We start from the raw sequence: 21,729 nt of genomic DNA, 5'->3' as shown, positions 1-21,729 counted from the left end.
AAATATTAACCTTGAATTGCTTTTTTAACAAGTTGTAAGTTTTTATTAGAAAAGCTAAGTTTTAAAGCTGCCTCATGCCCTTTTTCAGACATTTTTTTCCATGTTTTTTGAAGAATATCAATAACCTTTTCATCGTCATGCTTTGCTGCAAATTCATCAAAATAATAATCTAAAAACACCAAACATACTGTATCTTCAAGTGTTTGAGATTCTTCATTTTTTTTAATTAACTTCTTGGTTATTAATTGTGAAACTCTTTCAATATACTGCGCATCATACCCAACTTTAGTAAGTATTTCTGATGTAATTTCAGCATGCATTTTCTTTAAAGTTTCACGCCATTTTAAATAACCAACCCTATCCATGGGGTATTCATCACGGGCAATTTGCCACCTGCAAATATGTTGTGCACGCGCTGCAATTTGCAATGCTTTTGATGCATTGGGTTCAAACTGTAATAATTTGCGTGTCATGCGCTGAGAATACAGTAATTCTTTAGGGTAATTCATACCACCAACTTGGTAAGTGTTTACATCTTCAGAATTTTTTTTATCAATTAATGCTATGGCAGTTTCAAATCTGGTTGGCTTCATATTATTAAGAAATATTTAAAGTAAATAGCCAAGATACACATTTAACATTTCAATTTTAAAAGCTTCCATGTAATTTTAAATTCTTTTGAAAATTTATGACTACAACCATTAAAGTTTATAAATTTTATACAATTAATTTATGAATCTTTTGATATTACTGAATAATTAACTAAAATATATTCTCTTTTAATAAACATGCCCTTATTAATTGTTACTTTTTATTGGTAATGAAACCTATTAATTACTCTGAAAAACCAATGTAAACATCATTACCCTCAACTTTTACAGGATAGGTTGCAATAGCTCCTAAATCACCATTTAAATTTTCACCACTTTCTAGTGAGAATGTTTTTTTATGTAATGGACAAGCTACTTTTGGTATGCCTTTATCATCACCAATCATACCGCGCGATAATACCATTTCCATTTTATGCGGACACACGTTTTGGCATGCATACCATTTGCCTAATCTGGTAAAATTAAATACTGCTATTTGCTTATTTTTATATTTAACACACGCACCACCATCTGCCGGAAAATCGTTTACCGATGCTGCTTTAAACCAAACGTTTACCGCTTCTATTTTTGTTGCTTTGTATGTATCTAGAATTGTTTCCATGTTTTCATTTTTTAGAAGGTTAATTATTTCCAAGGTTCTGGCATTTTTTGTTCGCGCATTGGCACAAACACTAAATTATCATCATCATCTTTACTATTAACAAAATGGTTGAAACGCTTCATCATTTCGGGGTTATTAACCGCTTGCGTCCATTCGCATTCAAACTTATTAACAAGGGTTTGCATTTCTTTTTCTAAATCTTCAGCAATACCAAGTTTATCTTCAATGACAACTTCTTTTACATAATTTAAACCGCCTTCTAATCGTTCTTGCCATGCAGCAGTACGTTGTAATGGTTTTGCTGTACGCATGTAAAACATTAAGTATCTATCTAAGTACTTAATTACCGTTTCGTTATCAATTTGCTCTGCTAATAATTCGGCATGACGTGGTGTTGCGCCACCATTTCCGCCAACGTATAAATTCCAGCCACCTTCAACAGCAATTAAACCAAAATCTTTTCCGCGAGCTTCAGCACACTCTCTTATACAACCTGAAACACCACCTTTAATTTTATGTGGAGCTCTTATTCCGCGATAACGATTTTCAAGCTCTATACCAAAGCTTACACTTTCATCCATACCATAACGGCACCATGTTGAACCAACGCATGTTTTTACGGTTCTAAGTGATTTACCGTAGGCATGACCGCTTTCAAAGCCATGAGAGATTAACTCTTTCCAAATTAATGGTAACTGGTTGAGTGTAGCACCGAATAAATCTATGCGAACACCGCCTGTTATTTTGGTATATAAATCGTATTTTTTGGCAATTTCACCGAGTGCAATAAGTTTATCTGGTGTAATTTCTCCACCAGGAACACGCGGCACTACAGAGTATGTTCCGTTACGTTGAATGTTTGCTAAAAATCTATCATTAGAATCTTGAATAGCATATTCTTTATTGGCAGTATCAGCGTTTATAGTTGCCATTAATGAGGCTACTAGTGGTTTACATAGTTCACAACCATGACCCCCATTTCCGTGATTATCTAAAACCTCATTAAACGTTGTGTAACCTTTAACTTTAATAATTTGGTATAAGTCTTGCCTGCTTAAATCAAAATGTTCACAAACACCTTCTTTAACTGTAATTCCTAAAGATTTAAGTGTTGCATTTGTTAAATCTGTTACCATAGGTTTACAACCACCGCAACCCGTACCTGCTTTTGTACAGCTAACAACGCCTGCAACATCGGTTGCTTCTCCATTTTCTATTGCAGCACATATCTGACCTTTTGTTACACTTTCACACGAACATACTTGGGCTTCATCAGGTAAATCTGTTACATCACCAAAAGCCGAAGCACCATCACTTGCTGGTAAAATAAGTTGTGCTGCATTTTCAGGAATTTTCATATCATTTAGGTACATTTGGTGCAGCATGTTATAATCTGAAGCATCACCAACCAAAATACCACCTAACAACGATTTTCCATCTAAACTAACATTAATTCTTTTATATAAATACTCTGTTTTATTTTCAAAAATTATTGAGTGCCCCTTTGAAGCCGGCATAAATGGTTCTCCAAAACTAGCAACATCAACTCCTATTAATTTTAATTTGGTAGACATGTCTATTTCTTCTGCCATTTTTACTTCAGAATTACCAAGAACTTGTTGTACAGCAACCTCTGCCATATCATAACCAGGAGCAACTAAACCATATATCATTTGATTATAAAGTGCAATTTCTCCAATGGCATAAATGTTATCATCTGAAGTTTTCATAGTATCATCTACAACAATACCACCGCGTACACCCACATCTAAGCCGCAGGCTTTTGCTAACTCGTCTCTTGGGCGAATACCTGCTGAAATTATAAGCATATCAACATTTAAAATATCATCTTCACCAAACTCCATTCCTGTAATAAACTTATCACCTAAAATTTGATTTGTAGCTTTACTTAAATGAATATTTAAACCAATAGATTCTAATTTCAACTTTAAAACTTGTGAGCTTCGGGTGTCTAATTGTCTTGGCATAAGTTTAGGTGCAAACTCAACAATGTGCGGCTCTAAACCCATATCTAACACAGCTTTACCAGCCTCTAAACCTAGTAAACCACCACCTAAAACAGCTGCTTTAGCATTTGGTTTTTCTGCTTTAAGTTTAGCCGCATAAGCTAACATACCTTCTAAATCTTCTATTGTTCTGTATACAAAAACACCTTCTTTTTCAACACCTTTAATTGGAGGTACAAAAGGAGAAGACCCCGTTGCCATCACTAGATAATCATAAGCAAACTCGCGGTCTTTTGCAGTAGTTATTGTTTTTTCGGTTCTATTAATATCGGCAACACGTTCACCGGTTATTAATTCAATACCATTATCTGCATACCATGTTGCTGGTGCCATTTCTAAGGCCTTAGCGTTTTGATTTTCAAAAAATTCGCTTAAGTGAACTCTATCATAAGCAGGTCTTGGTTCTTCACCAAAAATGATGATTTTAAAATTTTCAGCATTTTCTTGAGCTACAAATTTTTCACAAAATTTATAACCAACCATACCGTTACCAACTACAATGATTTTTTTCATATCTAAGTATTTTAAAACAAAACTAAGTAATTATACTTAATTTTAGTTCAAAATTGAGTATGAAAATTGCGAAAGCCTTCAATTATTACCAATTTGATAAATTGAAGGCTTTCAAATTATTTATAAAGCAAAAATGCTATAATATTTTTTACTGAAATTACATTTTAGTTGGCATGTACAGTAATTACTATGCTTTTAGAGGCCGGAGTTTTTGCTGTATGTGCAAAATTATCTAGAGGCACAAGCACATTGGCCTCAGGAAAATAGGTAGCACAACAATACTTAGGAATATCATACCCTACAACTTTAAAATTATTTGCTTTACGTACAACGCCATTAAATGTTGATTGTAATTGTACTACTTGCTGTTCTTCAAGTCCGCGAGATTTCATATCATCTTTATTCATAAATATGATACGACGCTCATTAAAAACACCTCTATACCTATCGTTTAAGCCATAAATGGTTGTATTGAATTGATCGTGACTACGTATTGTCATCATTACCAATTCATCTTGCTTTAATTTCCATTCTGGTAATTTATTTATACTAAAATTAGCTTTACCGGTTTTAGTTTTAAACTGCCTTACACGAGCACCATTGGGTAAATAAAAACCTGAGGGTTGTTTAAGTTTTGTATTATAATCTTTAAAACCATCAACCACCTCTTCAATATCATTTCTAACCAAAGCATAATCATCTTTATAAGCTAACCAATCTATTTTAGAACGGTTTTTTAATGTAGCGTTAGCAATACCACAAACTACAGCCACTTCACTAATAATTTTATCTGAACAGGGTTCTAAAATACCTTTTGTTGAAGAAACAACACCCATTGAGTTTTCAACACTTTGGGTTTGTATGCCTGACTTTTGATAGTCTTTTTCAGCCCTTCCTAAACATGGTAAAATTAATGCTTCTTTGCCAGTAACTAAATGAGAACGATTAAGTTTTGTGCTTACATGTACCGTTAAATTACAATTTGCTAGCGCTTGTGCTGAATAATTGGTATCTGGCACTGCCGAAATAAAATTGCCACCCAATCCAAAAAACACTTTAGCTTCTTTTTTGTACATGCCTTCAATAGCATCAATAACAGAATAACCGTGTTTTGTTGTTGGTTTAAAGCCGTATTTAGCTTCAATTTTATCTAAAAAGGCTTGTGGAGCAGCCTCCCAAATGCCAACAGTTCTATCGCCCTGAACGTTTGAATGCCCACGTACCGGACATGTTCCTGCGCCTTCTTTTCCTATACTTCCTTTTAACAATAATAAATTAACCAACTCACGAATATTATCTACGGCATTTTCGTGTTGTGTTAAGCCCATTGCCCAACAAATAATTATTTTATTATTATTTAAAATTATATCAAAAACAGCATTAAATGTTGCTTTTGATACACCCGAGGCCTTTAAACAATCATCAAAACTATATTGTTTTAAATCTTTAATAAAAGCATCATAACCACTGGTATATTCATTAATAAATGCTTTATCAAATACATTTCCAGTAGTTTCTTCTTTTTCTAATAATTTTAGAAGAATTGCTTTAAAAAAAGCAACATCGCCGTTTATGGTTACTGGCACAAAAACATCAGTTAACGCTGTACCACCTGACAACATTTTTAATGGACTCTGCGGGTTGGTAAACTTCATTAAACCAACCTCTTTTAATGGGTTAATAGTTATTATTTTTCCGCCATTATTTTTACATTTTTCAAGCGCTGTAAGCATTCTTGGGTGGTTTGTACCTGGGTTTTGCCCTACAACCATTACTACTTCAGCTTTATACAAATCGTTTAAAGTAACAGATCCTTTACCTATGCCTAATGTTTCAGAAAGCGCCTTACCACTGGCTTCATGACACATGTTTGAACAATCAGGCAAATTAGCGGTACCATATTCTCTAACAAATAGTTGATACAAAAAAGCGGCTTCATTGGTAGTTCTTCCTGAAGTATAAAATACTGCTTCATCAGGGGTATTTAGGGCATTTAAATGTGTAGCAACTTTATTGAAAGCGTCTTTCCAAGAAATTGGTTGGTAGTGTGTAGCTCCTTTAGGCAAATACATAGGTTCTGCTAACCTTCCTGATTTTCCTATTTCAAAATCTGACCATTCAGATAATTCATCAACAGAATGTTTTGCAAAAAAACTAGCTCCAATGGTGTTTTTTTGAGCTTCTTCAGCCATGGCTTTCATACCGTTTTCACAATATTCGCCCAAAGCAGAACGCTCATCATCTGGATCTGGCCATGCACAACCTGGGCAGTCAAACCCGCCTTTTTGATTAATTTTTGTTGATATTTTAAGAGCATCAGATGGTTTCATGTATTTTGAAACCTGTGTTACTGCAGACTTTAAAGCACCAAAACCCACACTGTTTTTTGGCGGATTGGTTACTTTTAAATTTATAAACTTCTCTGAAGTAGCTGCTCTATCTTTTGGTGTTTTGCTCATACCTTTTTTTGATAGATATATGTTTAAGTTGGCTAAATTACTGGTACTTAAAATTGAAAAACTAAACTATTATAACTAATATATAAACTAAATTGTTATTGCAAGTTACCAAAAACAGTATTTTTTAAATATCTGCAATATAATCGGTTAAATTATCGTCTCTATTTAAACCTATTTTTTTTCTAATTCTATGTCTAGAAATATGTACACTATTTATTGATATATTTAAAAGAGTTGCCATTTCTTTGCTATCAAACTTAAGTTTTATAAGTGCACAATGCTTTTGTTCTGTGGGTGTTAAATTTGGGTGTTTTTCTCTTAATGTTTTATAAAAATTGGTGTTTACCTCAGTAAAGCGCACATTAAAACGCTCCCACATATTAGTATTTTCTTTTATAACGTCCTCTTTCGTTTTTTTATAAATATCAGGAGCTTTTTGTTTGATAATGTCTAGTAAATGATTTACTTTTTTATCCTTTTCAATTAGTTGTAGCGCAGAAACAGTAAGTTCTTTTTGTTTGTTCTCTAAATTTATGTTAAGTTTTTCTTTTTCATGCTTGTTTTGTATAGCTTGTTTTTGCCTTTCATAGGCTAGCTTTTTTACTTTATTATTGTGGTAAAAACCAATTATAACAATGGCTGTACTTAATAAAGCCAATGCAATTACTGCTAATAAACGAGATTGTAGTAAACTTTTCTTCTCAATAATACGCTGTTGCTTTGTTATATGAGCTTGCTTTTTATCAATAGTTTCTTGATATTTATTTCTAAGCTCAAATAGCTGATTATTACTTTTATTTCTTACACTAAAAAGGCTATCTGATATTTTTGCTGATGCATTTAAATACTCATAAGCATCATTTAAATATCCTTGTTTTTTTAATACTTCAGAAGCTTTTTTTAACACATCAGGTTTCAAATCGGTATGGGCTTTTAAGTTTTCAATCTTCTGTAAGCTCAAGTTGTAAAAATTTAAAGCGTTACTATAATCGTTCTTCTTAAAATATAAATCACCCAAAAACGCATATAATACAATACTGTAATTTTTTTCTACTTTATAATTTTCAAAAATAGTTTTTGCTTTTAACAAATAATTTTCTGCTTCATCAATATTATTTTGGTGTAATAATACATTACCTTTTTCAGCTAAAAAAAAGGGATTCTCTTTTCTATATTGTAAAGTTGTTTTATAAACAAATAAACTTGAATCTAAGTACACTAAACTACTATCATACTGCTTAGCTTTTCTGTGTTGTACTGCTAAGTTATAATATGCTTTGGTTAAGTTATTTAATGCTTTCTTATTAAAAACACTATATTTTTTTGCATAAAATAATGCCTGCTTTTTATGGTAAATAGCCATGTTATTTCTACCATAAATTCCGTACAAAACTCCCAATTCATCATTAATAGTTGTTAATTCTTTAAAATCATCTGTTTGTTTTGCTAACAGCAAAGCATCCCATAAATGCTCATATGCAAAGGCATACTGGCCATTGTTTTTATATTGATCTGCTAATTTTAAATGGTTTTGTATTTTAATTAAAGTATCATTACTTAAAATTTCTTGTTGTATTTCAATATTGTAATTTCTGCCTTTAAAATTACCATTAAAACCAATTACAAAAGCAGTATTAAAAATAAAAAACAAATAAATGAATACGTTTTTTTTCATGTTTTAAAGCGTCATATTTCAACCAAAAAATAAATGTATTAAAAAAACCATACTGTAAAGTTATATATAACTCAATATATGGGTTAGTAAAGTTATTGCTAAGTTACAAACAGACTAATTAAAGCTCTTTAAAACTAAATTTATAAGCTAAAATTATTTTACCAACAACTAAACTATTTTATTATGAAAAAAACAACATTAACCCTATTATCCTTTCTCTTTTTAATGTATTCTTGCGGAGATAGCAATGAAGAATCTTCTTCAGATGAGACACAAGCTACTGATGAAATTAAAGAAGAAAGCGAAGAGGAAACCAACTCAGAAACTGAAACCTGTAATATAGTTAACAAAGATGGCTTACTAATTATTGAAGCCGAAAGTTTTAACTTAAAAGGTAAGTGGCGCATTATTGAAGATGAAAAAGCATCTGCTGGAAAATACATTGAATATTACGGAGCAAACAGTTATCAAAATCAAAATTTAGACCATGAAATTACTGTAAAGTTTACCGTTGATGCACCAGCTACTTATTTAGTGAGATGGTATATGAGGCAACCTGATGAAGCAGAAGGAGACAAATCTAACGATGTATGGATTTATTTTCCTGGAAATATTGGGCTAGCTAGAATTAATGATGCCGATTATACTTTAGAACATTATGAAAAATTTGTAAGCCGTGGTAAAGGTGAATTCACATATGGTGGTGCTTTAGATTTACACAACCCAAAATCTAGCTCATGGATGCGTGCTAGATTTCCTGAAGCTGGAGAATATACATTAAAAATTTGCGCCAGATCAGAGTTTTTTCAATTAGACAAATTAGTACTTTCTACAGGTATGCCAGATGGCGATGCTAAAGATAAAAGTAAAAATTTATCAGAAACCATAATTTGTGAGTAACAATACATAAACCTTAAAACACCAACATGAGACATCATTTTATTAAAGTTATACTTTTTTTTATAATTACACCGTATTTAGCCTTTGCGCAAATACCTACTTACAACAACAACAGAATTGCCTGTAGTGCCGATGGCAATGCCCAACCTGATTTAGAATATACAGGACGCTATAATTATGCAGATCCTGATGATTGGGGTGCAACACCAGCCACTTTAGCTATGCTTGCTAAAATGAAGTTGCAAAACAAACTTGTCCATTATTCTTATAATAATTTTATGCCTTCTCCTCCGCACACAACGGTAAGGAATTATATGAAAGAGGGTGTTGATGGTTCTGTAGAACGATGGAATTTTAATGAATCTGTATTTTTTGATGTTGGCACACATAAACAAGAAGCTATAAACCATTTAAAAGACGAAATATTAAAATCTACTGAAAATGATCCATTGTTTTTTGTTAATATGGGACCTTCAGAGTTTTTGTATCAAACAGTAAAGCAAGTTATTGATGAAGGTAAAGCTAATGTACTTTCATTTGTTTACATTATATCTCACAGTAACTATAACGATAATCATTTGAGAAGACCAGATCATCATACCATTGATGATGTATTGAAATTAAGCAACAACCGGTTAAAATTTAAAAGAATTAAAGACCAAAATAATAAAAACAACCCTAATGAAGGATGGAGCTCTCTACACGATTGGAGCGTTTGGCATTGGTTGAGAGATAGTAAAAACCCCGATTTTGTATGGCTTTGGCAATGTATGAAAAAACACAAAGAATTTAGAGCTGATATTTCAGATGCGGGTATGGTTTACTACTTAATAACGGGTGATGCCGATGGCAACCCTAAAAAATTTAAAACTTTTCTAGGAGATGAGATTTAAAAAAAAAGCGAGTATTTAACTCGCTTTTTTTATTTTTTTTATTTAACCAACTACCTTTTTGGCTTGTAAATTATTCATGTAAGGTTGCTTAGTTAAGCGTTGGCCTGTAGCCTTGTATATTGCATTAGCAACAGCACCGCCTACTGGTGGTAATGTTGGTTCACCTAAACCTGTTGGCGCTATATTATTTTTAACAAAATGTACATCTACTTTAGGAGTTTGCCCCATTCTAATTAATTGATAACTATTAAAGTTATTAGATTGTGGTACACCATTATCAAATACAAAATCTGAATACATAGCGTGACCAATACCATCTAGAACACCACCTTTAATTTGATTTAATGCCCCTAGCGGATTTACAACAATACCGCAATCAACAGCGCAGGTAACTTTTTTTACAGTTGGCACTCCATTATTCATTTCAATATCGGCAACTTCGGCTACATGGGTGTTATGGCAATAATATACTGCTAAACCTTGGTATGTACCTTCAGCGGTTTTTCCCCAATTAGCTTTTTCAACAACTAATTTTAAAACACCTTGCAACCTATCTGGACTATACTCAATTTTCGGATCTGGGTTGTTCTTTACATTCTCTAATAAATCCATATGTAGCTGTACTCTATCTACACCTAACTCTTCAGCTAATTCATCAAAAAAACTTTGTTCTGCACTTGCTAAAAAGTTAGTGTAAGGAGCTCTCCAAGCACCTGTGGTTATGTTACTTTTATAGTTTGCCGTATCAACTTGATAATTTTCTATAGCAGCTGCAGGAAAAAAGTTTGGTATTAACCCGTACATATTACCATTAATACACGCCTCTTTTAAGTGATAGCCTGTTACTTTTCCATTTTTAATAGAAGCCGCTATTTTATATTTTGTTGAAGGACGATATACTCCAGTTGTCATATCATCTTCACGGGAAGATACCATTTTAATAGGTTTTTTAATTTTATCTGAAATTTCGGCTGCTTCATAAACAAAATCTCCATACAGCCTTCTTCCAAAACCACCCCCCATTCTAGTCATTTCAACAGTAATATCTTCTATGTTTCTCCCTAATAATGCTGCTACAGTTTTAGCCGCATCTTCAGGGGTTTGCACAGGACCAACTAAACGTACTTTTTCATCATTAACATCGGCAAAAAAGTTCATGGGCTCTAATGTGTTATGAGGTAAAAAAGGAGCCTCATAGGTACGTTCTAAAACCTTATCTGCTTGCGCAAAAGCCTTTTTTACATCACCATCTTTTCTACGTGTATTAAATTTAGAACCTTCTAAAATTTCATTTAATTTTTCATTGTGAAACTCGGTGCTTTCTAAAGCTGATTCTTCTTTCCAAGTAGCTCTTATGGCTTTTTTTCCTTTAAAAGCATCCCAAGTTGTTTTTGCTAGTACAACTACTTTTTTACTTTTACTTAATTGCGCAGTCCAATTGGGTTTTTCAGATTCTAAATATGCTTTTGCTTTGTCTCCAATAGTAATTACATCAACAACACCAGGCATAGCTTTAGCTTCGGAAGCATCAAAAGTATCTAAAACTTGACCAAAAGCTGGAGGACGTAAAACGGATGCATACAGCATGCCTTCTTCTTTATAATCTAAACCAAAAAGCGGTTTGCCTGTTATAATTTCATCTATATCAACATTAGCGGTTCCTTGACCTATTATGGTAAAATCTTCCGGCTTTTTTAAAGTAACATTTTCAGGCACTTCTAATTGTGCTGCTTCTAAAACAACATCTCCATAACCCAACGTTTCACCATTAGCATTTGTAATTACGCCTTGCTTTGCTTTACATTCTGAAGCGTTTACGCCCCATTTTGCCGCTGCAGCATTTACCAACATTTGTTTTGCTGTAGCGCCAGTTTGCCTTAATGGCTCCCAAGCTAAACGTAATGATTGACTACCACCTGCTAATTGACGTGTGTAATTTTCAGTATCTAGGGGCGCTTGTACTACATAAACATCATCCCAAAGCACATCTAGTTCTTCTGCAATTAACATTGGCATTGATGTTTTTACACCTTGGCCAATTTCGGGGTTGGGTGCAAAAATAGTTACTTTTCCTTCGGGCGATATTTTTATAAAAGCATTAAAATCGTTGTAATTTAGCGTGCTTAAATCTACCGGCATTTTAACATCTTGCTTGCAAGCATTAAATAAGTTAAAACCAATTAGCATACCACCACTGGCTAAAGCAGAGGTTTTTAAGAAAGATCTTCTACTGAAATTTATTTTATTTGAAGGTTCCATGTTTTTCTTTTTTTGGTTGAAATTAACTCATTTTATCGGCAGCTACCTTCACTGCTTCTTCAATGCTATTGTACGATGCGCAACGGCAAATATTACCATGCATAGCGTTTCTAATTTCAGATTCTGAAGGATTAGGGTTTTGAGCTAAAAAAGCGGAGGCTGTCATTATTTGTCCTGCTTGACAGTAACCACATTGTGGCACATCAATAGCTTTCCAAGCCTCTTGTACTGGGTGTGTACCGTTTTCTGAAAGGCCTTCAATAGTTGTAATTTGCATTCCTTCAGCTTGCGATACTTGTATTAAACAGCTTCGCATTACATTGCCATCTACATGAACGCTACAAGCTCCGCACTGCCCTATTCCGCAGCCAAATTTAGTTCCTACAAGGTTTAAATGATCTCTTAACACCCAAAGTAAAGGTGTATCCATATCTGCATTTACAGTATGGGTTTTGTTGTTAATTTTCAAGTTAAATGTTGGCATAGTTAATATTTTGGTATTAATTTACTAAAAATGTAATTACAAAAACACCAAACATATAATTTTAACAAGCACTTAACGTAGCTTAAATTACCCGTAACACCTACAATATTAGCTTTAAGTGTTTTAAAACTTAGCTAATAACGTTAAGAGCTTTACCAACTTTAGTAAAAGCTGCAATAGCCTTATCTAGTTGTGTTTTATCATGAGCGGCAGATAACTGAACTCTAATTCTGGCCTTGCCTTTTGGAACTACAGGATAGAAAAAACCAATTACATAAATACCTTCTTCTAATAATTTTAAAGCAAACTCTTGTGCCAAAGTAGCTTCGTATAACATTACGGGAACAATTGGATGATTGCCAGGAACAATATCAAAACCAGCATTGGTCATTTCAGTTCTAAAATATTTAGTATTACTTTCTAATGTATCTCTTAAATGTGTTGAATTACTTAAAATATCTAATACTTTAATTGAGGCACCAACTATTGAGGGTGCTACAGTATTTGAAAATAAATAGGGTCTTGAACGCTGCCTTAATAAATCAACTATTTCTTTTCTTGCAGCAGTAAAACCGCCCGAAGCACCACCTAAAGCTTTACCATAAGTACCTGTAATAATATCAACTCTACCCATAACATTTCTGTACTCATGTGTACCACGACCTGTTTTTCCTAAAAACCCGGTAGAGTGACACTCATCAACCATTACCATGGCACCGTATTTATCAGCTAAATCGCAAATTTTATCTAATTGCGCAATAGTGCCGTCCATTGAGAAAGACCCATCAGTTACAATTAATTTTCTTCTAGCATCTTTGGCCTCAATTAACTTAGCTTCTAAAGCTTCCATATTATTATGGTCATACCTAAACCTTTGTGCTTTACATAAACGAATACCATCAATAATTGATGCGTGGTTTAAAGCATCAGAAATAATAGCATCTTCGGCTGTTAAAATAGGCTCAAAAACACCTCCATTAGCATCAAAAGCAGCCGCGTACAAAATACAATCTTCCATACCTAAAAACTCAGCTGTTTTACGCTCTAACTCCTTATGAATATTTTGCGTACCACAAATAAAACGTACTGAAGATAAACCATAGCCATGACTATCTATAGCTTCTTTACCCGCTTTAATAACCTCTGGATGTGATGATAAACCTAAGTAGTTATTTGCACAAAAATTTAAAACTTCAGAAGATTTAGTTGTTGAAATTTGCGAGCCTTGAGGTGTAGTAATTACGCGCTCGTTTTTATACAAACCTGCAGTTTTTATAGCTTCTATTTCTTCTTGTAATTGTGCTTTTATATTAGTGTACATAATTTTGTGTTTTATTTAATTTAAACAGCTTGTTTATAGTGTTCTTTAAGCTTTTCTAACATAATATTAGTTAGTGCACTTAAGTTATATTTTGGTTGCCAACCCCAATCTTTTTTAGCTTCAGAATCATCAATACTTTCTGGCCAACTATCTGCTATATTTTGTCTGAAATCTGGGTTATAATTTATGCTAAAATTAGAGATTCTTTCTTTAATAGCGTTAGCAAGTTGCTTTGGTGTAAAGCTTACACCTGCAAGATTGTAGGCGGTGCGTGTTTTTATTTTATTTGACGGTGCTTCCATTAATTCAATAGTAGCTCTAATGGCATCATCAATAAAAATCATTGGTAAGGCTGTATTTTCTTCTAAAAAACACGAAAACGGTTGCCCTATAACGGCTTTATGAAAAATATCAACAGCATAATCTGTGGTGCCTCCACCGGGCAATGATTGGTACCCAACAACACCTGGATAACGTAATGAGCGCACATCTAAATTATATTTTTTAAAGTAATATTGTGCCCAATTTTCACCATCAACTTTACTAATTCCGTACACAGTTTCGGGGTTTAAAACCGCATTATTTGGTGTATTTACTTTTTTAGCGTTGCTACCAAAAACAGCAATTGAACTTGGAAAAAACACCTTTTTAACGTTATTTAATCTTGAAACTTCTAAAACATTCAAAAAGGTTTTAGTATTTATATCCCAACTTAAAAGCGGATTCTGCTCTCCTTTTGCCGATAAAATAGCTGCTAAATGATATATTTGAGATACTTTATATGTTTTTACTATAGTTTGTAAAGCATCTATATTTGTAGCATCAACAACCTCAAATAAACCTGAATTAGTTTCATTTTTTGAAATATCGGTAGCTAAAACATTATCATTCCCATACTTCTCTTTCAAAGCTTCAGTAAGTACAGTTCCTAATTGTCCGTTTGCCCCTGTTATTAAAATCATCTCATTAAGCATTTATTATCAACAAAATTACATATAGCAATTTATAAAACCGAATAATACTAAAATTTAAGTAAATTTCACTTTTAAACTAACACTTTAAAATTATTATTACTTTTGAAATACTAATTTTTAATTAGCAAACCACAAATTTTATTGCCGAATTATGGAACATTTAGATGAAACAGACTTAACTATTCTAAGAATTTTACAACAAGATTCTAAAAAAACAGCTAAAGAAATAGCCAAAAAATTACATTTAACAACCTCGCCTGTTTACGAACGTATTAGACGGTTAGAAAACCAAGGTTTTATAAAAAAGTATGTAGCCATTTTAGATAAAAAACTTATAAAACGCCCCGTTACAACTATTTGCCAAGTTTCAATGCGCTACCATAGTAAAGAGTTTATTGAACATTTTGAAGCACAAGTTCAAAATTTAGAAGAGGTACAAGAGTGCTACCATATGGCAGGACAAGTAGATTTTATTTTAAAAATTAACACACGCGATTTAGAGGACTACCACAACTTTGTAAAATACAAACTATCAAAAATTGATAATATTGGCGTACTAAATAGCACCTTTGTTTTAAAGGACATTAAACACTCATCGGCATTTTATATTTAAGTATGTTGTTTTACAAACTCTAAAGCTCTGCGTTCATTATAATACACATTTTTTTTATCAATAAATGCAACATGGCCACCATGATTTGGCATTTCTAAAAAAATAAATTCTGAAGTTTTGGCTTCTTTAACAGGGTAACATTCGGCTGATAAAAACGAATCGTTTAAAGCATTTATAATAAGTGTTGGCACTTTAATATTAGGTATAAATTGCAAACTACTACTTTTTGCATAATAATCTTCTGCATTAATAAAACCATGAGCTTTAGCTGTATACACATCATCAAAATCTTTTAAAGTTTTAATGTTGTTAACATCATGAATTGATAACGCATCAGGAAATGTTTGTAGCTTTAATTTTAAACGTTCTTTTAAGTGTTTTAAAAACCTAATAGCATAGGCTTTATTTTTGAGTTTATGTAATTCTGCACTAGAACCGCTTAAGTAACATGGTACCGAAGCTGTAACGGCACCTTTAATTTGAGGTACTGCTGGTTGTTCGCCTAAGTATTTTAAAATAATATTAGCGCCTAAACTTATACCTTTTAAATAAATATGGCTATAATTATATTTTGAAATTACATGATTAACAACGTCATGCAAATCTTCTGTTGCACCAGAATGATAACTTCTGTAAAGTTTATTATCTTCACCACTACATCCTCTAAAATTCACACAAACAGCATCAAAATTATTAGTTGTAAACAATTTTGCAGTACCAAGCATGTAAGGTCTTTGCGCATTGCCCTCTAAACCATGTAAAATAATAATGAGTTTATTGGTTTTTTCTTCGGAATAACTCCAATCTAAATCTAAAAAATCACCATCAGGTAAATTGATGCGTTCACGCTTTTGCTCAACACCATTTACACGCCTAACTAAGCCAGAATATACCGTTGATACAAAGCCATTTTTAAACATAAATGGCGCTTTATAAGTTGAATTAATTACAGGCATACGTTAGGCAAATAATGATGTAAATTTAAATGTTGTACCGTTAAAAAGCCCTTTATCACTTAGTTTTAATGATGGAATTACCAACAACGCCATAAAAGACAAGGTCATGTAAGGCGCATGTAATTTGCTGCCTAATTGTTTTGCCACGGCATCAATATCTTGATAGTCTTTAGCAACATCTTCAACCGGTTTATTACTAATAATACCAGCTATTGGCAATGGTAAAATATGCTCTTTAGAAGGTGATACAGCACAAATACCTCCTTTATTTTCAATAATTAAATTTACTGCTTTACAAATAGCTTCATCTGATGTGCCCACCGCAATAATATTATGCGAATCATGCCCTACTGATGATGCTATTGCGCCTGTTTTTAAACCAAAATTTTTAATAAAAGCTATTGCTGGCACTGAGTTTTTATACCTATTTACAACCGTTATTTTTAAAATATCGTTTTCAATATTTGACACCACATTACCGTTAACAACCTTAGCTGTTTCAATACACGCGTTGGTTACTAATTGCCCCTCTAAAGCTTCAATAACTCTAATGTTTTTTGAAGTGGCTTCAACTTTAAAATCTGTTACATCTTTAGGGTTACAGTCAAAATTATTAATAGTATTAAATGCTACCGAGTCAATTTTTGAAACTCCTTTATCAAACACCAACGCTCCGTTTATATAGGTTTGTAATGTTTTAAAATGTACTAAATCTTCAACCACAATAAAATCGGCTAAATCACCTTCTTGTAATAAACCGACCTCTAACCCATAATGCTTTACAGGATTAACACAAGCGGCTTGTAATACTTTAAAAACATTTATATTTTTAGCAATAGCTCTGGCACATAATTGATTAATATGGCCTAACATTAAATCGTCTGGGTGCTTATCATCACTACAAAACATAATGTTTTCAAAATGTTTGGGCAATAAATCAATTAAAGCTTCAAAATTTTTAGCAGCACTACCCTCTCTAATTAGTAGTTTCATACCTTTTTGAAGTTTTTCTAAGCCTTCATTATAAGTAAAACATTCATGGTCGGTTGTTATTCCAGCAGCAATGTAAGCATCTAAATCTGTACCCGTAACACCTGGTGCATGCCCATCAATTGGTTTGTTATATTGTTTTGCTAAACGCAGTTTTTTATGCACCTCTTCATCATTAAAAATTACGCCTGGGTAATTCATCATTTCTGTGAGGTATTTTATATCTGGGTTTTGAAGCAATTGTGCAATATCATTAGAGTTTATAATAGCTCCAGCAGTTTCAAAAGAAGTAGCTGGCACACATGAAGGCGCGCCAAAGTTGAATTTAAATGGTACTTTTTTACCATTTTCTATCATGAAATTTACACCCGCTAGCCCGCATACATTAGCAATTTCATGCGGATCGGAAACTGTGGCAACTGTACCGTGTTTTACTGCTATTTTTGCAAATTCACTTGGTACAAGCATTGAACTTTCAATATGAATATGCGCATCAATAAAACCAGGAATAATGTAGTTTGTAACTGCGTGTTCCTTTTCAGTTATAGTTACAATTCTATCATTTTTAACCGTAATTTCTCCTTTAAAAATACGTTTGTTTTTTATATCAACTATATTGCCTTGTATAATCATTATTTTTATGGATTTCCTGTTTACGCAAGAATAATAGCGTTCATTTAATGTTTAATATTCTTAAGGTTTCTACCTTAGAATGCTAGACTACTTTAGCTCTATTTTTATAATCTCATTGGTGTTTTCTGTAACTCTAAAGCGGTTATCTGCTCGTCGGTTAATAATCCAAACAATATCTTCGCCAGAACATAAAAGCAGCGAACTTTCTTTATCTAAAAGTGATAATTTTTCGTCTTTAAAATATTTACTAACCCGCTTTTTACCAACCATTCCGAAAGGAAAAAACACATCGCCAACTTCCCATTTTCTAATTGTTAATGGTAATTTTAAAAGGGCTTTATCTACAAAAATAGTATTGGCTTCGTTATGCGCTATGGTATCAACTACTGAAAATGATAAGGTACCAAAAGGTGTTTCAGTAACTTCAGAAAATGTATTTATGGTTATGGTTTTAATTTCCTCAGTTTCAATTTCGCTTAACAATAACGTGTCGCCATGTTTTATAAGCCTATGCGTATTACTTAAAACGTATTTACCAGATTGTGCATTTAGTAAATTTACAACATCATTCCATTGGGTAAAACCGTAATCTTTTAAAGCTTCAAATAAATATGCTTTTGGATTATTGTGTTTTTTGAAGGCTGAAATATTAAAAACAATTTTATTGTCTTCAATAGTATCAATAGCTTCTGCTAAAAAAAGTTCCATGTAATCTTCAACAATATCGGCAGTGTCACTCAAATTACTAATGGTGCCTTGGTAACTTTGTAATAAGCTTGGGTTTATTTCTTTTAAAATAGGAATAATTTCATGTCGTAGTTTATTACGTAAATATTTAGTTGAAGCATTACTACTATCTACTCGCCATTGTAAATTGTTATTTTTAGCATAGTCTATGACGTTTTCTCGCGAAAAAGGGAGTAACGGACGTACAAATTTGTTATTAACTTCGGGTATGCCGGTTAGCCCATCTAAACCTGTGCCTCTTGAAAAATTTATGAGAAATGTTTCCAAATTATCATCGGCATGGTGTGCTGTTAAAATATAATCAAACGCTAGTTGTTGGGCTAATTCATCAAACCAAAAATACCGCAATTCGCGCGCTGCCATTTGAATAGAAACTTTGTTTAACACAGCGTAACCCTCAGTATCAAAACTTTCGGTAAAGGCTTCAATATCTAATTTATTGGCCAGTTCAATTACAAATTGCTCATCATCATCACTTTCATTTCCTCTTAAATTAAAATTGCAATGTGCTAATGAAATATCTAAACCTAAATTATAGCACAAATTAACCAACACCACACTATCTACACCACCAGAAATGGCTATTAACAGCTTACTTTCTTTTAAAAATGGTAGGTTTTGGGTTATGTGCTGTTGTAGTTTTTCTAACATACTCAAATTTAGCTTTTATTTTAATGTCTGCAAGAAATAGTGTGTAAAATTGAGTTTTAAATAAACGCCTTTTTAACAACTAAAACATGCAAAAAAAGCTGCTAAGCTTAATAAACACAATTATTACCAACTAACTACTAGCCCTCAAGCACCTCACGCATGGCTTTGGCTTTAACCAAGCATTCTTCGTATTCTTTAAGCGGATCACTTTTTGATGTAATTGCACTACCTACTGAGTAAGACACGTATTTTTTTGTGGCGTTGTACAAAATGCTTCTAATTACTACGTTAAAATCAAAATCATTATTTGGTGTAAAATAACCTATTGCCCCAGAGTATATGCCGCGTTTTGTATCTTCAAGAGTTTCAATAATTTTCATTGCTGAAATTTTAGGAGCGCCTGTCATGCTTCCCATTGGGAATGTAGTTTTAATAATATCAACCGGATGTGTACTAGTTTCAACTTGTGATGTTACTGTTGATATCATTTGATGTACCTGTTCAAAGGTATATATTTTACAAAGTTCTTTTACTTGCACACTGCCTTTTATAGCAGTTTTTGAAAGATCATTTCGCACTAAATCAACAATCATAATATTTTCGCTACGCTCTTTTTCATCATTGCTTAAATTGCTTTTTAACACATAGTCTTCATGCTTATTTTTTGAGCGTTTTGCGGTACCTTTTATTGGTTGCGAAATAACGGTACTATCTTCTTTTTTAATGTAACGCTCAGGTGAAGCACTCATTACATATTTATTATGAAACTTAACAAAAGTAGCAAAAGGCGGACCACTAATAGCATTGAGTTTACAGTAAGTTTCTAATGGGTTTATTGTAGTATTTTCAGCATAAAATTCTTGACAAAAATTGGCTTCGTAAATACTGCCATGTTTTATATGTTCTAACATTTTTGATACTTTTTCAAAATAAGCATCTTTATGGATACGAAGTTTAATTTTTACTGGTTTTGTGGTATTTAAAGGCGTTTTATCTTCAAAAAAATTAATTGCTTTTAAATCTTCTTTTACTTCGTGTTTTAAAAAATGTAAGTACTTAATTTCTACCGTTTCATCTTTAAATAAAAAGAGTTTTTTAGGTTGAAAAAAATACAAATCTGGAAACCGTAAACCGTCAAAATTATTTGATACTAAATTTTCAATGCCGTTTTTTAAATCGTAGGTCAAATAGCCAAAAATCCAATCGTTTACTTCAGTTTGGTAAGCTTTAAGTTTGTTAAAAGCTTCTTTATAATTTGTTTGAATGCTAGTAGAAGCATCAACTGCCAAAACCGCATCAAAACTACTGTAAGCTTGGTTGTAGCTGTTTGAATCTAACCAAACAACTTCGTTAAATTGTTGTGCCCAAAGCAATAATTGCTTTTTAAAAGCCAAAATGTTTTGGGGTTTATAAATATGTGTAGTTCTCAACAAAAAAATTTATGTACAAATTTAATGAGTTTACTTAAAAAATTAAGAGTTTTGTGTAATACTTTAAAAACGTTTTACCATGCATCATTTAAAGAACAACTTTCTTGAAATTTCTGTAAAACAAACGGGCGCCGAGTTATGCAGCATTAAATCTACTAAAAATAACACCCAATTTATGTGGCAAGCTAACCATAATATATGGGGAAGCCATGCACCTAACCTATTCCCTATTATTGGAGTTTTAAAAAATGATGCTTTTATTTTTAAAGACGAAAAATACAACTTAACAAAGCACGGATTTATTAGAAATAACAGTAATATTACGTGTATTAAAAGCAGTAAAAACAGTTTAACTTTTGGTATTTCGTATAATGATGTGCTGCTTGAAATGTATCCGTTTAAATTTAGTTTTAATATTTCTTTTACTTTAAATGATAATATTATTGAAGTAAAACATACAGTTAAAAATGAAGATAATAAAACGCTTTATTTTTCACTTGGTGGGCACCCTGCATTTAATTGCCCGGTTTTTAAAAATGAAGCTTACCATGATTACAGTTTAGAGTTTGAACATGTTGAAAACTCTAAATCATACCTCTTAAATACTGAAAATAGTTTAATGACCAACAGAACAAAAACAGTATTAAAAAACACTAATTTATTAGCACTAAACCACAATTTATTTGCCAAAGATGCGCTTGTTTTTAAAGATTTAAAATCACGAAAAGTAACTTTAAAAAGTGCTAAAAGCGGTGATATTTTAACTGTTAAATATAATGATTTTAATTATTTAGGCATTTGGGCTAAAACAAACGGTAATTTTGTTTGCATAGAACCTTGGCTTGGTGTTGGCGATAATGAAAACACAAACCAACAGTTAACTGAAAAAGAAGGTATACTTACTTTAGAAGCCAACAAAACCTTTAGGGCATCATATTACATTGAAATAAACAAAAAGCATTTAGAATAACTATCTTTGTTGCCTAAAACAA

Annotated in this window: 17 protein-coding genes; 4 read left to right on the top strand and 13 right to left on the bottom strand. The window is 32.4% G+C overall.

Translation table 11 applies throughout. From position 1 onward, the window contains the following. Window positions 1-5 precede the first annotated feature (5 nt). The 5 genes from FUA26_RS00245 to FUA26_RS00225 all read right to left on the bottom strand — a co-directional run bounded on the left by FUA26_RS00245 (window position 6) and on the right by FUA26_RS00225 (window position 7,886). Entirely contained in the window at window positions 6-593 is a 588-nt protein-coding gene (locus FUA26_RS00245) for a DUF4202 domain-containing protein (protein WP_147130314.1), read from the bottom strand. Window positions 594-834: 241 nt separating this feature from the next. Beyond that, window positions 835-1,212 (bottom strand): nitrite reductase small subunit NirD, encoded by a 378-nt coding sequence (gene nirD, locus FUA26_RS00240; RefSeq protein WP_147130312.1) that lies wholly within the window; start codon window positions 1,210-1,212, stop codon window positions 835-837. 23 nt (window positions 1,213-1,235) lie between these two features. Then, entirely contained in the window at window positions 1,236-3,752 is a 2,517-nt protein-coding gene (gene nirB, locus FUA26_RS00235) for a nitrite reductase large subunit NirB (RefSeq protein WP_147130310.1), read from the bottom strand. 164 nt (window positions 3,753-3,916) lie between these two features. Beyond that, window positions 3,917-6,211 (bottom strand): FdhF/YdeP family oxidoreductase, encoded by a 2,295-nt coding sequence (locus tag FUA26_RS00230; RefSeq protein ID WP_147130308.1) that lies wholly within the window; start codon window positions 6,209-6,211, stop codon window positions 3,917-3,919. 124 nt (window positions 6,212-6,335) lie between these two features. Continuing rightward, window positions 6,336-7,886: a tetratricopeptide repeat protein gene (locus FUA26_RS00225; RefSeq protein ID WP_147130306.1), complete on the bottom strand. Its 1,551-nt coding sequence runs from the start codon at window positions 7,884-7,886 to the stop codon at window positions 6,336-6,338. A 183-nt stretch (window positions 7,887-8,069) separates the two neighbouring features. Between FUA26_RS00225 and FUA26_RS00220 the strand changes: the two genes are divergently transcribed. Continuing rightward, window positions 8,070-8,786 carry a hypothetical protein gene (locus FUA26_RS00220; RefSeq protein WP_147130304.1) on the top strand — a complete coding sequence of 239 codons (717 nt, stop codon included), beginning with the start codon at window positions 8,070-8,072 and terminating at the stop codon, window positions 8,784-8,786. A gap of 26 nt (window positions 8,787-8,812) precedes the next feature. Continuing rightward, a complete protein-coding gene (locus FUA26_RS00215; protein ID WP_147130302.1) occupies window positions 8,813-9,679 on the top strand; it encodes a hypothetical protein in 867 nt (288 codons plus the stop codon). 42 nt (window positions 9,680-9,721) lie between these two features. On the opposite strand, the gene FUA26_RS00210 is transcribed toward FUA26_RS00215, so the two are convergent. From FUA26_RS00210 to FUA26_RS00195, 4 genes are all read right to left on the bottom strand, one after another. Continuing rightward, a complete protein-coding gene (locus FUA26_RS00210; protein ID WP_147130300.1) occupies window positions 9,722-11,938 on the bottom strand; it encodes a xanthine dehydrogenase family protein molybdopterin-binding subunit in 2,217 nt (738 codons plus the stop codon). A gap of 22 nt (window positions 11,939-11,960) precedes the next feature. Next, on the bottom strand, window positions 11,961-12,422 hold the full coding sequence (locus tag FUA26_RS00205) for a (2Fe-2S)-binding protein (protein ID WP_147130298.1): 462 nt from the start codon (window positions 12,420-12,422) through the stop codon (window positions 11,961-11,963). A 130-nt stretch (window positions 12,423-12,552) separates the two neighbouring features. Continuing rightward, the gene (gene kbl / locus FUA26_RS00200; protein WP_147130296.1) at window positions 12,553-13,743 is read right to left on the bottom strand and encodes a glycine C-acetyltransferase; all 1,191 of its coding nucleotides are present in this window, start codon (window positions 13,741-13,743) and stop codon (window positions 12,553-12,555) included. Between the two features lie 20 nt (window positions 13,744-13,763). Beyond that, window positions 13,764-14,705: an NAD-dependent epimerase/dehydratase family protein gene (locus tag FUA26_RS00195; RefSeq protein ID WP_246109037.1), complete on the bottom strand. Its 942-nt coding sequence runs from the start codon at window positions 14,703-14,705 to the stop codon at window positions 13,764-13,766. A 163-nt stretch (window positions 14,706-14,868) separates the two neighbouring features. On the opposite strand from FUA26_RS00195, the gene FUA26_RS00190 reads away from it, so the two are divergent. After that, a complete protein-coding gene (locus FUA26_RS00190) occupies window positions 14,869-15,330 on the top strand; it encodes an Lrp/AsnC family transcriptional regulator (RefSeq protein WP_147130293.1) in 462 nt (153 codons plus the stop codon). Here FUA26_RS00190 and FUA26_RS00185 read toward each other — a convergent pair. The 4 genes from FUA26_RS00185 to FUA26_RS00170 form a co-directional block, all read right to left on the bottom strand. After that, complete coding sequence (locus FUA26_RS00185; RefSeq protein WP_147130291.1) at window positions 15,327-16,286, bottom strand: YheT family hydrolase; 960 nt, start codon at window positions 16,284-16,286, stop codon at window positions 15,327-15,329. The genes FUA26_RS00190 and FUA26_RS00185 overlap by 4 nt on opposite strands. A 3-nt stretch (window positions 16,287-16,289) precedes the next feature. Next, window positions 16,290-17,909 carry an adenine deaminase gene (gene ade, locus FUA26_RS00180; protein ID WP_147130290.1) on the bottom strand — a complete coding sequence of 540 codons (1,620 nt, stop codon included), beginning with the start codon at window positions 17,907-17,909 and terminating at the stop codon, window positions 16,290-16,292. Window positions 17,910-17,996: 87 nt separating this feature from the next. Then, on the bottom strand, window positions 17,997-19,307 hold the full coding sequence (tilS, locus tag FUA26_RS00175; protein WP_147130288.1) for a tRNA lysidine(34) synthetase TilS: 1,311 nt from the start codon (window positions 19,305-19,307) through the stop codon (window positions 17,997-17,999). A gap of 137 nt (window positions 19,308-19,444) precedes the next feature. After that, a complete protein-coding gene (locus FUA26_RS00170; RefSeq protein ID WP_147130286.1) occupies window positions 19,445-20,737 on the bottom strand; it encodes an anthranilate synthase component I family protein in 1,293 nt (430 codons plus the stop codon). A 79-nt stretch (window positions 20,738-20,816) separates the two neighbouring features. Here FUA26_RS00170 and FUA26_RS00165 point away from each other — a divergent pair, with 79 nt between their 5' ends. Beyond that, window positions 20,817-21,707 (top strand): aldose 1-epimerase family protein, encoded by an 891-nt coding sequence (locus FUA26_RS00165; RefSeq protein ID WP_147130285.1) that lies wholly within the window; start codon window positions 20,817-20,819, stop codon window positions 21,705-21,707. The last annotated feature ends 22 nt before the right edge of the window (window positions 21,708-21,729 follow it).

The sequence above is a fragment of the Seonamhaeicola algicola genome (assembly GCF_007997385.1).
Classification (GTDB): Bacteria; Bacteroidota; Bacteroidia; order Flavobacteriales; family Flavobacteriaceae; genus Seonamhaeicola; species Seonamhaeicola algicola.
Note: the sequence above shows the minus strand (reverse complement) of the source record. Positions and strands in the feature narration are given on the sequence as shown.